Below are 15,055 nucleotides of genomic sequence, written 5' to 3'. Positions count from 1 at the left end.
TTAGCTGGCGAGCCACTTTGTTCAGATAGGCTTGCGAGTGCACCGACAAATCGGTGCCTTTCGGAAAGTACTGTCTCAGCAGGCCATTGGTGTTCTCGTTCGAGCCGCGCTGCCACGGGCTTTGCGGATCGCAAAAGTATACGTCGATTTTGGTCGCCAACGTAAAGCGACGATGATCCGTGAGTTCCTTTTTCCGGTCCCAGGTCAGGGACTTATACAGCTCCTCTGGTAGCTTCTTCGCCTGCTTGATGAGCGCGGAGACGACCGTCTGGGTGTCCTTACCTGCCACCTTGGCCAACATCACGTAACGCGTATGGCGCTCGACCAAGGTCGCGATGTAGCTGTTGTTCGGTCCGGACAGGAGATCGCCTTCCCAATGGCCAGGCACCGCCCGATCTTCAACCACCGCCGGTCGCTGACGGATTGAGACAATATCCTTGATATGCCCCCGTCTATCGCCATTCGGATCAACCGGCTTGGAGCGACGCATCGAGCGTTTCGATCGAAGATGACCAAGCAGCTCTTTCTTGAGCACCCCGCGGGCTTGAACAAATAGACTGCGGTAGATCGTCTCGTGTGACACCTGATTACACTCGTCTTCAGGATGCGTTCTCTTCAGCCAACCGGCTATCTGCTCGGGCGACCAATCCAATCTGAGCTTCCCCGCCACCGCTCGCCGTAGCCGCGGACTGTTCGCCAATTTACAACATTTTGGACGACGAGCTCGCGCCCAGGCATTCTCATCCGCAAGCGCCGCTCGGTAGCGATCATAGCCGCCATTGCGGCTCATTTCCCGGCTCACCGTCGAGGGCGAGCGACCAAGCAACTTGGCGATCGATCGTGCCGATTGATGTGCCGTAACGCCTCTGGAAATCACCTCGCGTTCCGCGAGCGTCAATGCCAGCCTGGAGCGACGACGCTGGGCAGGACGAATTCCACCATGTGGAGCCACCAAAAAATAGATCGACGATGACTGCTTACCAAAAGCTCGCCCGATCGCCTTCAGCGACTCTCCGCGCTTCCAGCGATCCCATAACTCCGTTTTCTCTGCCGCCGTAAACCCTCGATGAAATCTATGACCCATCAAAGCACACTCCATCTCGCCTTCAAGATAAAGTGTTGCATCGACCGGTTGAGACCACCGGGGCAAAGCGGAAAACATATGCTCACACTGAGTTCTTCTCAGTTTGACCCGAAGCGTCATTTTTGACACCGGATAGAGACAATACCCGACATCTCTCGGCCGCTTCCTCGATTGCGAGAGGACGACGTCGGGTCCGGCGCCGGGTGTAACTACGCAAGCCGGTCAAGGATTTCGGCTAGCTGCTTCGGAGCGTCGATCATCACATCATGTCCTCCCGGCACCTCGTGTATATCCCATTCACGTATGCGCGCTGCGGACATCCCTGCATCGAAGCCGGCATATGGAAAGTCCTTGGCACGGATAAACGCCTTCTTTCCGATGCGCTCACGGGCTCCCGTCAGCGAAATAGGTTGCAGGAAGCACTGGATCGGCTGCGGGGTGCATTTTGCGTCAACCCACGCACGGTCTTTCTCGTTGACGCCTAACATCGCGGCCGGCAGTGGCGGCAGCGCAGTTACGCCTTCATCGCGGGCCTTGAGGATTTGTGGCTTCATTGGATCGATGTCGCAAGAGCTTTGGCCGTCAGCAGGGAAAAATGCGTCCGCCATCACCAATGCGGCAATTGATTTCTCCATTTTCTCGACAACGCCGGAAACCACCATTCCTCCGTAAGAATGGCCGACGAGAATTACGTCGCGCAGATCTTTCCACTTTATTTCGTTCACGATGTCGAGGATATGGGTGTCCAGGTCGATGTCGGGATTGAGCAGGTGAGACCGTTCGCACAGGCCGGTCAGCGTGGGCGTAAAAACGCTGTGGTGCTTGGTGCGGAGCAATTCCGCGACCCGTTTCCAGCACCATCCGCCGTGCCAGGCGCCATGTACCAAGACGAAGTTTGCCATCGGTTATCCTGTTGAATTGGTTGAAGGTCACGATGACCACTGGGAGACAGATGTATCTCGCCCTAACCATCAACAGTACCGAGATTGGCAATTCTGACTGCACCATAGGCCGATGACTGCTCTCCCAATCGAACTCGATCTGGCCCGAAAAACGCCCGTGGGTGCGCTATGCCTGGCAGTAGCCAATTTGCCGCTGTCGCACATCTCGCCGTTCAGGGGCGGTAATTTCGCGCCGGCCCGTTAAATGCGGCGAGCGCGACATTATTGAGCTTCGGTCCGTTGGCCTCTCGAAAACCGCGTAATGAAAGTGATCATCGTGATATCCAGCACACAAGTATGTTCGCAGGCTACCATCGGCGGTCCTCGCCAGCACGTCTCGTATTGGCGCTTTGCGGCCTCGACCGTCGTTGCGCCATGTCGGCTCATGGGCACTTTTCGGACCTCGCGGTAGTGTCCTAATTTGAATTCTCATCCTCAAAGTGGATGGTAACAGCCCAGCGATCGGCAAGATCGATAGACGGACCCTCTTCCCCCGTTGCGACTTCGGTTTGCGACACCTTTCGCAGCCCCTTTTGAGCCGCCCACCAGTTATCGGCCTTGGTACGCGCCTCTTGTTGGCTGGAGCCTGTAAAAGTTTTTTTCATGATCGTCCCTTGGACTCTGCCACTATCGCGGCGCGCACTGCGTCCACTGGCGATTTAACCGGTCCCTGATGCAGCACCGTAAAAAACCGTCGCTTGGTAGTACCCTCCAGAGGAGAGGACCACGCGTAGGCAATGGTCGCCTTGGCGTTGCCGTATAGGCCAACGCTATCTATCCATTCAGAGACGAGACGCGCATGTTGCCGCGTTGTCATACTGCGTTCGGCGCCACGACGACCAGTGAACAGGAACTCCCCGGGTCTTTTGTTGGCGGCTTTCAAATAGTCATCGACTGCTTGGCGGGTCTGTTCGCTCAACTCGAATCTGACCGGCCGACCGGTTTTCTTCTGTCGCACCGTTGCGCGATCCGCAGCATATCGCTGGCGGCGATATCTTCGACGTTGATCGCCACGACGTCACAGCCACGCAGCTTGCTGTCGATCGCCAAGTTGAACATGGCGAGGTCCCGAGCACGACCTTCGATCTGGAGTTTTGTCCGGATCGACCAGACGTGTTTGGGGCGCAGCGGGGGCTTCGCTCCGGTCACCTTGCCCTCATTCCAGGGCACTCGCTTGTGGGACGCGATGGTCGCGTTTTCTTGATCTTGCATCGTCATACTCCTCGGTTAGAGAAGGCGAGAAGCATGAGCCAGGGCGTTGGAGCTAAGTCAGCTTTCAGACCAGTACGGACTTCGGGTCCGGCCCGGCGACGAGCGACCGGTAGCGAATGACCCTGGTTGTGTAAAAACGCGCTGCTTGAAGTGATTCTCGGGTTATGATTCCCACGCGATTTGCGGGGGATCAGATGATGCGCTTTGTTGAGGGCACGGATCACCCGTTGGGAGCATGAGCATATTCTTGAGGCAGTACAGCGCCGGCTCGACGAGCATCCGGAGAAGATGCGCCAGCGGCGCGAGACGGTCGAGCATCCCTTCGGCACAATCAAGGCCCGGATGGGCGCAACCCACTTCCTGATGAAGACGCTGCCACGGGTTGCCGCCGAGATGGCGTTGCACGTGCTGGCCTACAATATGACGCGGGTCATGAACATCATGGGCACCAAACCGCTAATAGCGGCGATGAGGGCGTAGTCCCGCCGACACCCATCCGCCTGCACTTGCAGAACCGCTCAGAATGGCTGAAATCCTGATCAGAAGCGCTTCCAGGTACAAAACCACCAAATGCTGAAATATGACCACGCACTGCGACGTCGCGGAGCCACGAAGCGTCAATACTGCCGGTGCTTTTTACACGGCCAAGACCCAACGCGGACGTTCGGCAAAGCCACTCATCAGCGGTTTTCGGCGGCACCGGACAGCATGGGAGGCGTACTTGGGGTGTCACCGGATCACGATGGAATGTCGTTGTGGGCAGGCAAAGTGAATTGAAGAATGGCGCCCCGGGGGACCTTCGCGCTCGCCCACAACCGGCCGCCGTGCGCGTCGATGATCGAACGGCAGATCGACAGCCCCATCCCCAAGCCGCAGGGCTTCGTCGTGTAGAAAGCGTCGAAGAGCCGCTCGAGGCTTGCAGAAGCCAGCCCCGGGCCCGAATCCATCACCGCAACGAGCACGCCGCCTGACTCGGCTTTCCGGGTGCTGATCAGCAAGTCTCGCGTTCCTTCGCTGACTCCGCTCATCGCCTCGACGGCGTTGATGATGAGGTTCAGGACCACTTGCTGCAGTTGGACGCGATCGCCGTGAATGGGCGGCAGTCCGTCCGCGAGTTGCGCCCGCACCGAGACGCTGTTCTTCACCGCTTCGCCGCGGGTAAGCTCAATCACCTCGCGGATCGCCCCGTTGAGGTCCACGCGATCCTTCCGGGGCGGCGCCTTCTGGATGAGGGCACGGATCCGGCCGACAACATCGCCGGCTCGATGGCCGATCTCCACGATAGCACCGAGCGTTTGCCGCACTTCCTCCAGATCCGGCGGTTGCCTCCCCAGCCAGCGCAGACCGGCCTCGGCGTTGCTGACTGTCGCGGCGAGGGGCTGCCTGACTTCATGGGCGATCGAGGCCGAGAGCTGGCCCATCGTGGCCAGGCGATTGGCGTGCGCGAGCTCCATTTGCACGTCGAAAAATCGCCGCTCGCTTTCTCGAGCTTCTGCCTCCGCACGCTTGCGCTCGGTCAAATCAAGCACGAAGGTGACACCTTGGTCTCGCTGTTCGTCGAACGCGGCTGAGCCGACCAGCACGGGCACGCGGCTGCCGTCCTTGCGCAAGTACTCCTTTTCATAGGGTTGAACCACCCGATTGGGGTCCAATCCCTCCAGGGCGCGGGCGGTAGTGGCACGCCATTCCGGTGGCGTCAAATCCGTCCAGCGCATGTCGCCTGCGGTCAGATCCTCCTGGTCGTATCTCACCATCTTGAGGAACGCGTCGTTGGCTTCGATGATTTCACCCGAACGTTTCGAGATGAAAATCCCGATGATGTTGGCGTCGACCAGGCGCCGGATCTTGGCTTCGCGTTCGGCGAGATCGCGATACAACCGGGCATTCTCGAGCGCGATGGCCGCATCCGAGGCGAGCAGCTTGAGCACCGCGATCCGACCCGGCGCAAAAGCTCGCACAGCCAGGTTGTTCTCGAGATAGAGCACGCCGTTGAGCTTGGCTTCGGTGATCAAGGGCAGCCCAAGAATGGATCGTGCCTGATGCCGATGGATGTACGGATCCGCCGAAAACGGGTTTTGGGTCGCGGCATCGTCGAGAATGACGCTCTCTCTGGTATGCAGGACATAGTGGAGGACGGCTTCCGGCAGCACTGCTGCGGTCACGGGCTTGTCGCACAGGTGCACGGCGACCGTGTCGCCGTCGATCGCAGCTTCCGCAGCGATCCGCGGCTCAGCCTCGCGCGACAGGATCAACAGGCCGCGCTCGGCGCCCGCGTGCTCGATCGCGGTGCGCATGACCGTGATCAGCAGCTTCTCCCGCACGATCGTACCTGAGACCGCTTGCGATAGCTTAATCACGGTCGCGAGGTCGAGCTGTTCGACGGAAGTCCCGATCGTGCTCGTCGGGCCGGCTGCGGACTCTTCCCTGCCGAGCTGCGGATACATCTCATCGAGCTGTCGCACCTTGCCATCGGCTCCCCAGCGCAGGTAGCAATAGCGGGCGTTCCGCACATACTCACGCGCAAACTCTTCGAAGCCGCGCGCCGCGTAAAAGCGGGCAGCCAGTTCGAAGGCGAGCGCCTCATTGTGAATAAAGCCATTTGCGCGGGCCGAGTGGATGGCCTGCTCGTAGAGATGCTCGGCATCTAGCGCGCGGCCTTCGATCCGGGCGATCTCCGCCCCGACCAGTGCTGCGCGGTTCTCGAAGTTCTCTGGGCAATTCGCCGCCCAGATCTCGAGCTGTCGGTGGTGCGTGACCAGAGCCTGGAGATGCTGCTGGTACTGGTCTGCCGCTGCGGAGGCGCAACATGCCGCGCGGGCCAGCGCGCCGTAGAAGTGATACTCCGCCGTTTCGAAATGTGATGCTGATATCCACAGCAGCCGTTGTGCTTTTAATGACGCATCGACGGCTGCAACATAGTCGCCACCAAAATAGCGCGCCTGCAGCTTACGCACCCAATACCAGCACTCGGCAAATGCCAAGTCCGGATTCTCTGAGAAGCGGCGCTCGATCCGACGCTCGTCAAACTGCTCGCCGTCAAAGCAGCCGAATGTTGGCGTCCGTCCCCGGAGAGTCCGGATTAGCCCGAGCTGCGTGCTGATGCGATCAATGGCAAGACCGAATCGCATGTTTTGCGCAAAGGCGAGACCACGCTCGGCTTCGCCTTGCACCTCATCGAGTGGATCGCCCGCCGCGAGAAGGTTTGTGTTGAGATGGCTACAGCAGTGCCCCGCAAAATTCAGGTCCCCGCTTTGGTTTGCGGCCTCGAATGCGCGACGTACCAGTTCACGGCCAGCCCGGACATGTGCTGTCCACGGTAGGACGACATTTCCAAAGTTCATATACGTCCTGGCCTGGAAGCGCTTTAGCCCGCGCTGTTCGACTAGGTCATAGCCCAGCCGGCCGAATCGAAATCCGGCCTGGTAGTCGCCGAAGCGCGGTCCGGCGATCATGCCACCAAACCATTCATAGACGAAGCACGAGCCGTCACAGTTCCCGCTCTCCAGGCTGAGATTGACAACCCGGCAGATGACCAAGCAAGCCAGGTTCGCATCCGTATACAAGGCAGGCAGCGCGAGTTTGGTCAGAACGTCGAGGGTCGCGAGGGATGTCGGGTCGCTCATCAAAGGCACCTCGACGAGTGCCTCGATCGGGCGGTCTCCCAGGGTTGACCAGATCCGCTGGTATTCGCGGCACGCTTCTTCTGCCGTCGGATGCGGTGACCAGTCGATGCCCAGATGCCGGAGATAATCGAGACCGACGGCGACCGCGCGGCCGCTCTGATCGAGGGTCACGTACAGATCCATACGCAAGCACGCGACGGTCGCTTGTTCGACCGCATCTGTGGCGCGGGCCGAAAGCGCTTCCAAGAGTTGCTCCGCATCCGTCAGCGCGCCCGTCAAGTACTCGCACTCGGCCCGATGCAGCTCCAGTTGGAAGATCAGCTCATGCCGGCGCTCGCGCGAGTCTCCTGCCAACAGTGCCGCACCGGCAACCAGATACTTGAGCGCAGAGGCGTAAGCGGTGGATGTCTTCGCGCGCTCTCCCGCGATCAGGTTGAACTCGGCCAATTGCTCGCGCTCGTCCCGTGCGGTGATCAGCGCGGCGCTTCGGTTGAGCTGATTGACGATCTCGAAGATCGCCTCCTCCCGCTTTCCTGCGGGAGTGCGGGCGGCGAGCAGCCTTCCTATCCGGAGGTGGACCTCCGCGCGTGATGCTTCCGGAATGAGCGAATAGGCGGCTTCCTGAATGCGGTCGTGGACGAACCGGTAAGCGCCCGCCACACGCTCGACCAACTCCTGACGGACGGCCGCTAATAGAGCGGCGTGGACCTGTTCCTCCGACATTCCCAGAACAATAGAAAGCATCGTGGTCCCGGCGACGTTGCCGAGACAGGCCAGCTGCTGCAACGCCGTTTGGGTTTCGGGTGGCAGGCGGGTGAGCTTGCCGGCCATCAGGTCCACCACGTTGTCGGTGTAGCCCTTGGCGCGAATGCAATTGAGATCCCACGCCCATTGCCCCTGGTCGTGAGCGAACGCGAGCAAATCCTCCTCGGCAAGCACGTGAAGAAACTGGATCACGAAAAACGGATTGCCGGCCGTCTTCTCCTGAACCAAGTGCGCTAGCGGAGCAGCACGTTCGGCATCGGTGTGAAGAGCGTCCACAACCAACTGCGTCACGTATTCACAGCGGAGGGACACTAGCCTGATCTCATGAATGGAGGCTCCGGCGTTCCGGATGGCGCCGAGCTTCCGCATCAGCGGATGGGACGGATCGACCTCGTTGTCGCGGTACGCGCCGATCAACATCAAATGATGCACGTCCGGCTGCGTCAGCAGATCCTCCAACAAGTCGAGCGTCGCCCCATCGAGCCACTGCAGATCGTCGAGGAACAGCGCCAGTGGATGTTCCGGCCGGGCGAAGACGCCGATGAACCGCCTAAACACCAGCTGGAAACGCCGCTGCGCGTCTTGTGGCGGAAGCTCAAGGACCGGTGGCTGTTCTCCGATGATGAGCTTCAGCTCGGGGACGAGGTCGACCATCAGCTTGCCGTTGGGGCCCAGCGCCTCCTTAAGGGCGTCGCGCCAAGCGCTCAGCTCGGCGTCGCTCTTGCCGAGCAGAGGCCGGACGAGGCTCTGAAAGGCCTGAGCAAGCGTCGCATAGGGGATGTCACGCTTGTACTGGTCGAACTTGCCTGCGGCGAAGAGCCCGCGCGGCGGCACCAGCTCCTTGTGCAGTTCATTAACGACAGAGGACTTGCCGATGCCGGCATAGCCGGAGACCAGCACCAGCTCCGGGGCGCCGCTCTTGACGATGCGATAGAAGGCGGCGAGCAAGGTTCCGACTTCGCGCTCGCGGCCATAGAGTTTCTCGGGTATCAGCAGCCGATCGGGGGTGTCCTGTTGGCCGAGTGGGAAGTCGCCGATCGCTCCCCGGGCTTCCCATTCGAAGAGGCAGCGTCGCAGATCGCGCTCCGCGCCGGCCGCCGTCTGGTAACGCTCCTCGGCCGTCTTGGCGAGCAGCTTCATGATGATGGCCGAGACCACGGCCGGGATATTCTTCAATCGTTCGCCAGGTGGTAGGGGCTTTCTAGCAATATGGCAGTGTACCCACTCCATCGGATCGACCGCAGTGAACGGCAGAGAGCCAGTGAGCATCTGGAACAGCGTGACGCCCAGCGCATAAAGGTCGCTGCGGGCGTCAATCGAGCGGTTCATCCGCCCGGTCTGTTCGGGCGCCATATAGGCGAGAGTGCCGGCGATGGTCTCGGGAGGCTCCGGCGACGGCCGCTCGCGGAGCAGCCGCGAGGCGATACCGAACCCGGTGAGCCTGACTTCGTTAGTCGTCTTGTTGACGAGGATATTGGCCGGCTTGATGTCCTTGTGGACGAGGCCGCGCTGGTGCGCCTTGCCGAGAGCGCTAGTAATTCCGATTGCGAAGCGCAAGAAGCGTCCCAGCTCCAGAGGCGCGCCGAGCAGTTGGGCGAGCGGCTCACTGCCCAAATCCTCGAGCACCAGCATGGTCCGACCGCGCTCGCGCACGAGTTCGAGTGGCCGCACCGCCCAGGCCACGTCCAGCTCATCTTTCAAGCCGTATTCGTGAGCAAGACGATCGAGGCTGGCGGGTGCAGGGTGCTCCGTGGCAGGCAGAACGACGAGCACCGTGTCCCCGTCGCCATCGGCGCTCCGGCGGTCTCCCCGGCAGAAGATGCGGTCACCATCCTCCCACAGGATGCGGAAGCTGCGATCCCCATCAGCGTCGAACCCAGTCGAAGCCTTCATCTGCCGCCTCCTCCATCAAGCCGGTGACGGCTGTCGGGCTAAGAAGGTGCTGCATCTGCTTGAGCCGGAAAGATTAGCACACACAAGGAGCAATGGCAGCTCCTGTGAAGGTTTTCGCACCTAGCTCGATGTCCGAGTTGAGTCCGTAGTGCGCAGCAAAGATGGGGTAATCGGCCGGCCCAGCTTGTGGATAGCTGAAGATTTTTGGTGCTGCGCTTCAGGCTGATGGTGAAACGAGGTCCGTGGTTACGGCCTCAAGCATCAGAAGGAGAAGCGCAGCATGGACCATTTTGCCGGATTGGACGTGTCCGTCATGATCACGACTTTCCAGGTGTCTTCGTGGGGGGCGACGGAAATGGCCAGACCCGTCGGCCATTCGCAGATATCTTCCATCTCCAGCCTGATGGCGGATTCGAGTTCTTCGCGCGTTTTTGCCGGCTTCTTCAAGCGTCCATCACTGGTTCGAGGCGCGATCCGGGACGATGCTATCCGCGCCGGCCCCTGCTTGAAGAGCGGGCGTGAGTCTTTGGCTCTCCGCTAAAAGCGCCGTTCTCCAACGGCGGGCGGTTGTCCGTCGAGTCAAAGGTGGTGCGGGGACAATGTTCCAACTGAGTATCGCTGCTGTAGCAGCGGGAACGTTCCTGCGCACCTGCTCGTTCTCTTTTCGCTTGGACGTCTTCCGGTGATCGGTGAAGGCGATGTTACGAAGCAAGCGAGCAGCGATGGATACCTCCCGGTCCGATGGTGGGGCCCTCCTTCCGGTCGTTGCCCTGTTGGCTGCTGCGGCGGCGATTGAATACCTCCTCTCCGGCGGCGGCGAGCGGTCGGGGGTGTCCTCGTCCGCCGGCTCGCGCGCCGCGACGGACGACGATGGCCGCGGCCGCCTCGCCACGACGCCTTCCGAGATACCGCCAAGCGGTTGGAAGGACATCCTGCTTCGGGTGTATTCGAATGTGTCGGAGCACCGGATCCTGGCTCTTGCGGCGGGCATGACGTACTACAGTCTGCTGGCCATCTTCCCCGCGCTCGCAGCCCTGGTTGCGGTGTACGGGCTATTCGCGGACCCGTCGGCCATAGCGAGGCATCTCGACCAGGTATCCGAAGTTCTGCCCGGCGGCGCCATCGACGTGGCGCGGGAGCAGCTCACGCGCGTCGTCTCGAAGGGCCCGCAGACCCTCGGGTTCACATTTCTGGCGGGTCTCGGGATCTCGCTCTGGAGTGCCAACGCGGCGATGAAGTCGCTCTTCGACACCCTGAACATCGTGTACGGCGAGGAGGAGAAGCGAGGCTTCGTGAAGCTGAACGCGATATCGCTCCTCTTCACGGTCGGCGGCATCCTCTTCGTCGTGGCTGCGCTCTCCGCCATCGTGGTCATACCCGTCGCGCTCAAGTACGTCGGGCTTTCCGAGGCGGCTGATCTGCTCCTGCTTCTCGGCCGGTGGCCGGCGATGTTCGCGGTCCTGACGCTCGCTCTGGCCGTCATCTACCGTTACGGGCCGAGCCGCGAGGCGCCGCGGTGGCGGTGGATCACCTGGGGCAGCGCCCTGGCCACAATCCTATGGCTCGGGATCTCGGCGCTGTTCTCATGGTACGCGTCCAGCTTCGGGAAGTTCAACGAGACCTACGGCTCGTTGGGCGCGGTCATCGGCTTCATGACCTGGTTGTGGATTTCCGCGATCGTCATCCTGCTGGGTGCCGAACTCGACGCCGAGATGGAGCATCAGACCGCGCGCGACACCACGACCGGCTCCCCGAAGCCCATGGGGGCACGCGGGGCCCGGGTGGCCGACACGGTTGGAGCGGCCCAGAGCAGGTGACGCCGGGCCTTCGATTTCCAGATCGGGTTCATGCCGGCCCACGAAGCCCGGGCGGGACTGGCTTCGGAGGGCGGGCGAGCGGAACGGATCCGCCAGCAAACTTCCCCACCGCGCTGACGCGCGCCCTCGGGCGGTGCGTGACAGCTTTGTTCGGGCCACTGGTCTGGCGGCGGCGCTTGGGTTCGCCCCCCGACGGTCAGGTGCTGCGGCGATATAGCAGCAACCCCCTCCGCGGCGGGGAACAGCTGAGATCGAACTAACCGGGCGGCTCCCCTCCGGAATCAATAATTTGCGGGGCTCGTTAGAAGGCGTGTTATCGTAATGGCCACAGGAGGAAGAGGTCATGTCCACTTCCAAGAAGCCACTGAAGCCAGATGATTTCCCGGTGACTGCCGAAGGCCGAAAGATCAAAAAGCAGGACGGCAAGCCCATCGCCAATACTGAGGATCCAGATCTCGCTGCTGACGTGGCCGAGCGCCTTAATGACGACGAAGCCCGGCGCGAAGCGGATAAGTGGTCAGCCTGATCGCCGTTCCTTAGCCGTCGAGCAGCGTACCGATAAGCTTCAGCAGCTCTTGGTGCTCTGGGCCGCTGGCCCCATTTCGCAGGAATTTGCCGATATCCGTGTAGGACATCTGTCCGCCTGAGCTGGCGGTAGGCTGGTGTTTCACGACGGGCATGTTCGATGCCGGGTCGCGCGTTAGCGCCCAGACATCCCCATTGCTACTTTCGTAGAGAACTCGTTCGGTCATACCGACTAATCGAACCGGCGACATTCCGTTCCAGATTGCGAGGGTCCCGGGCCTTAGCAGGGGCGCATCCAACGCTTTGCCGATCGACCACAGACACGACGCAACACGGCAGAAGACTCCGCGCGAATTTCCCGCCTATAAAAAGGTAAGGCGCTACTCAATACGAGCCAGTAGGTTTCTAACAGATGACCGGTGCCAGTTGTTGCCCCGAGCTGGTCGGACACCGCGAGCGTTGAGAGCGCTGGCAATCTCGCTCAGGGTAAGCGCCCCGGCATTCCGGATCGCCTGGACCAAGGGCATCAGCTTTGCGGCAAATTCATCCGCTACTTGCCCCTGTGCGATGCGGCCGATTGAGCCGGCAACACAAAGGTTTGTCGGGTTGCCCAGCTTTGCCCCGCTCGCCTTCTTCGCCTGCAGCGCCGCCGTTGTTCGCTCCGATATCAGTCGCCGTTCCTTTTCCGCCAAGGCTGCGTACAGGTGCAGCATGAACGGGTCAGCATCGCGGCCGAGTTCAGCAACAATGAACGGCACCCTTTGGGCCATTAAGCCCGAGACAAACGCAACATCGCGGGAAAGCCGATCCAGCTTGGAAACAACGATGCTGCACTTCGCCTTCCTCGCCGCAGCCAAGGCAGCCGCTAACTGCGGCCGCCTATCGAGCGCATCAGCGCCCTTCCCGGTCTCGAACTCGGCATACTCTTCGATGATGGTCAGCGACTCGGCCACGGCAAAGCGCTCGATTGCTGCCCTTTGCGCCTCAATTCCAAGCCCGGAGCGCTGCTGCTGTTGCGTGGAAACTCGAAGATATGCGACGGCGCGCCCCATACAAACGGCATACCACCGTATGCCGTTTGGTCGTAGCGCAAACCAGAGCAACATAGTTGCTCTTTTCATGTTGCAGCAGCGCAGACGAACGTTCGAATGAAAAAGGCCGCAGGCATTTTCGCGCTGCGACCCACCGGGCTCAAAATAAATAGGTTTGAAAACGTTCGATCCGCCAGCCCCGGTTCTGCGGAGAGTAGACTAAGATTTTACAAGTGTAGAGTCAGAATCGCGGTTCCGGCCGAGGAACACCGCCAGTGTCGCGCAACTGAGACACGATAAGACCGCAAACTCCAGGGCTTCATCGAAAGCGCGTCACGCGGCCGATCCTGGCGCGCTGGCGGCCCCACTGTCGCGCTCAAGGGCAACCTCCGCCAATGACCTACCGTCCTGGGAGAGCGTCGCCGTTTGCCCCGTAAAGGCCTGCCAGCGAAGCACCGCGACATCGACATAGGCCGGATCGATCTCGATCGCGAAGCAGGAGCGCCCCGTCATCTCGGCCGCGACTATGGTAGTGCCGGATCCGCTGAATGGCTCATACACGGCTTGCCCCGGTGATGAATTGTTTTCAATGGGCCGGCGCATGCACTCGACCGGCTTCTGGGTGCCGTGGCCATGACCATCGTCCTCGCGGGCGTTGATGGTCCAAAGTGTTGATTGCTTGCGGTCCCCGCTCCAATTCGCGCCTGCGGATCCTCGCACGGCGTACCAGCATGGTTCATGCTGCCAATGATAGTGGCCTCTGCTGAGCGCGAAACGGTCCTTGGCCCAGATGATCTGGGAGCGCATCTCGAATCCGGAGGCCTCCAGCGATTGCTGGACCTCGCTCGTGTGCCGCCCCGCATGCCAGACATATGCAACTGAGCCCGGGAACAGTGCCCAGGCCTCCCGCCAATCGGCGCGATCGTCGTTCGCTACCTTGCCGAGCTTGCGGGCATTGAGGTTTACGCCGGCCCGCTTCCGCCAGGCCGGATCGTAGTTCACGCCATAGGGCGGATCGGTGATCATCAGCTGCGGCTTGACCCCGGCCAGCAGCCGCTCGGTAGATTCCGCGGACGTGCTGTCACCGCAAAGGAGGCGATGCGTGCCAAGGACCCAAAGATCGCCGGCTCGCGCGATGGGCTCGCTGGGCAGGTCTGGCACGGCATCTGGATCGGTCAACCCTTCCGTAAACTGCGCGGCTAGTGCTTCTCGTTCGCTTTCGGTGAAACCAATAAGATCGAGGTCGAACCCCAATACCTGCAGCTCTCCAAGTTCGAGGCCAAGTAGTTCCTCGTCCCAGCCGCCATTCAGAGTGAGCTTGTTGTCGGCGATGGCATAGGCCCGCTTTTGCGCGTCCGTCCAACCAGAAGCTATCATGACAGGGACGTCGGTGATGCGCAGTTTGCGTGCTGCCAATACCCGCCCGTGACCCGCGATAATCGTACCATCTTCGGCCACGAGCACTGGATTGGTCCAGCCCCACTCGCGGATCGACGATGCAATCTGGCTGACTTGTGCGTCACTATGGGTGCGGGCGTTACGGGCAAACGGGATCAGCCGCTCCGTCGGCCAGCGCTCAACGTGATCCGCCGGCCAGGTTACCTTCCCTGCAGACTTGGCTGTTACCAGGGTTTCGCTTTGCTGCGCAGGCTGCCGTTCCAAGTCAGACCGCATCGGCTTCCTCGTCCTTGTCGCCCTGCCACCTTACGATGACGCGTCTGATCTCGGTGATGTCGGAGGGTCCATCCTGGAATTGTCCTGCCTGCTCTGCCAACCGAAACAAGATTGCGACATTGCGAGGGTCACCCTTTAGGGCTCCGACGACGACGCCACGCACAACCGCTTCAGCCTTGGATATCTTTTTAATGTCTGATCCGTCCCGGAGCGATATCTCCTCGTTCAGGACCTTATTGAAAAGGGTCTTGAGGTTTTGACTTCCTTTAGCCCGGCCGCTGGGATTTCCTGACTGGCCTGGCTTGAACTGGCTGTGCACCGGGGGGCAGCCGTAGCCGACCTTCGCAGGCGGGCGCGATGTTTGCTCTGCATCGTCATCGACATCGGTGATGGACATCTGCATGGATTCCCGGCCGTAAGCGCGAAGCGCGCGTCTTCACCGAGCGAGTCTACGTGATAACGACTCCGCCCTGTAGCGTGCGCTTTTTCG

At 60.9% G+C, this 15,055-nt stretch carries 12 protein-coding genes and 1 pseudogene; 3 read left to right on the top strand and 10 right to left on the bottom strand.

Annotation, left to right across the window (positions count from 1 at the left end):
* The 4 genes from N554_RS38505 to N554_RS43060 form a co-directional block, all read right to left on the bottom strand.
* On the bottom strand, positions 1-1,084 hold a 1,084-nt coding region (locus N554_RS38505), incomplete at its 3' end, for an IS30 family transposase (RefSeq protein WP_036053625.1).
* Between the two features lie 209 nt (positions 1,085-1,293).
* The gene (locus tag N554_RS0119220; protein WP_029584949.1) at positions 1,294-1,986 is read right to left on the bottom strand and encodes an alpha/beta fold hydrolase; all 693 of its coding nucleotides are present in this window, start codon (positions 1,984-1,986) and stop codon (positions 1,294-1,296) included.
* A 455-nt stretch (positions 1,987-2,441) separates the two neighbouring features.
* The gene (locus tag N554_RS40115) at positions 2,442-2,630 is read right to left on the bottom strand and encodes a hypothetical protein (protein ID WP_029584948.1); all 189 of its coding nucleotides are present in this window, start codon (positions 2,628-2,630) and stop codon (positions 2,442-2,444) included.
* A gap of 310 nt (positions 2,631-2,940) precedes the next feature.
* Positions 2,941-3,237: a site-specific integrase gene (locus N554_RS43060; RefSeq protein WP_036053623.1), complete on the bottom strand. Its 297-nt coding sequence runs from the start codon at positions 3,235-3,237 to the stop codon at positions 2,941-2,943.
* 216 nt (positions 3,238-3,453) lie between these two features.
* On the opposite strand from N554_RS43060, the pseudogene N554_RS0119205 reads away from it, so the two are divergent.
* Positions 3,454-3,717: pseudogene (locus N554_RS0119205) on the top strand (transposase); the annotation flags it as partial.
* Positions 3,718-3,974: 257 nt separating this feature from the next.
* Here the strand turns inward: N554_RS0119205 and N554_RS0119200 are convergent.
* Both N554_RS0119200 and N554_RS0119195 read right to left on the bottom strand, forming a co-directional pair.
* Positions 3,975-9,518, bottom strand: coding sequence for a trifunctional serine/threonine-protein kinase/ATP-binding protein/sensor histidine kinase (locus N554_RS0119200; RefSeq protein ID WP_029584946.1), 5,544 nt, complete (start codon positions 9,516-9,518; stop codon positions 3,975-3,977).
* A gap of 261 nt (positions 9,519-9,779) precedes the next feature.
* Positions 9,780-9,965: a hypothetical protein gene (locus N554_RS0119195; RefSeq protein ID WP_029584945.1), complete on the bottom strand. Its 186-nt coding sequence runs from the start codon at positions 9,963-9,965 to the stop codon at positions 9,780-9,782.
* Positions 9,966-10,240: 275 nt separating this feature from the next.
* On the opposite strand from N554_RS0119195, the gene N554_RS0119190 reads away from it, so the two are divergent.
* Positions 10,241-11,335 (top strand): YihY/virulence factor BrkB family protein, encoded by a 1,095-nt coding sequence (locus N554_RS0119190; protein WP_036053582.1) that lies wholly within the window; start codon positions 10,241-10,243, stop codon positions 11,333-11,335.
* Between the two features lie 343 nt (positions 11,336-11,678).
* Positions 11,679-11,861, top strand: coding sequence for a hypothetical protein (locus N554_RS0119185; RefSeq protein WP_029584943.1), 183 nt, complete (start codon positions 11,679-11,681; stop codon positions 11,859-11,861).
* A 10-nt stretch (positions 11,862-11,871) separates the two neighbouring features.
* On the opposite strand, the gene N554_RS0119180 is transcribed toward N554_RS0119185, so the two are convergent.
* From N554_RS0119180 to N554_RS36095, 4 genes are all read right to left on the bottom strand, one after another.
* A complete protein-coding gene (locus tag N554_RS0119180; protein ID WP_029584942.1) occupies positions 11,872-12,087 on the bottom strand; it encodes a hypothetical protein in 216 nt (71 codons plus the stop codon).
* Between the two features lie 153 nt (positions 12,088-12,240).
* Positions 12,241-12,912: a recombinase family protein gene (locus tag N554_RS0119175; RefSeq protein WP_029584941.1), complete on the bottom strand. Its 672-nt coding sequence runs from the start codon at positions 12,910-12,912 to the stop codon at positions 12,241-12,243.
* Positions 12,913-13,224: 312 nt separating this feature from the next.
* The gene (locus N554_RS0119170; protein WP_081851318.1) at positions 13,225-14,565 is read right to left on the bottom strand and encodes a site-specific DNA-methyltransferase; all 1,341 of its coding nucleotides are present in this window, start codon (positions 14,563-14,565) and stop codon (positions 13,225-13,227) included.
* The gene (locus N554_RS36095; protein ID WP_156041990.1) at positions 14,555-14,962 is read right to left on the bottom strand and encodes a DUF5681 domain-containing protein; all 408 of its coding nucleotides are present in this window, start codon (positions 14,960-14,962) and stop codon (positions 14,555-14,557) included. Before N554_RS36095 ends, N554_RS0119170 begins: the two co-directional genes overlap by 11 nt.
* Positions 14,963-15,055 lie beyond the last annotated feature (93 nt).

This window comes from Bradyrhizobium sp. URHD0069 (assembly GCF_000701345.1).
Classification (GTDB): Bacteria; Pseudomonadota; Alphaproteobacteria; order Rhizobiales; family Xanthobacteraceae; genus Bradyrhizobium.
The sequence above is the reverse complement of the archived record's forward strand: the minus strand, read 5'-3'. Positions and strand labels throughout refer to the sequence as shown.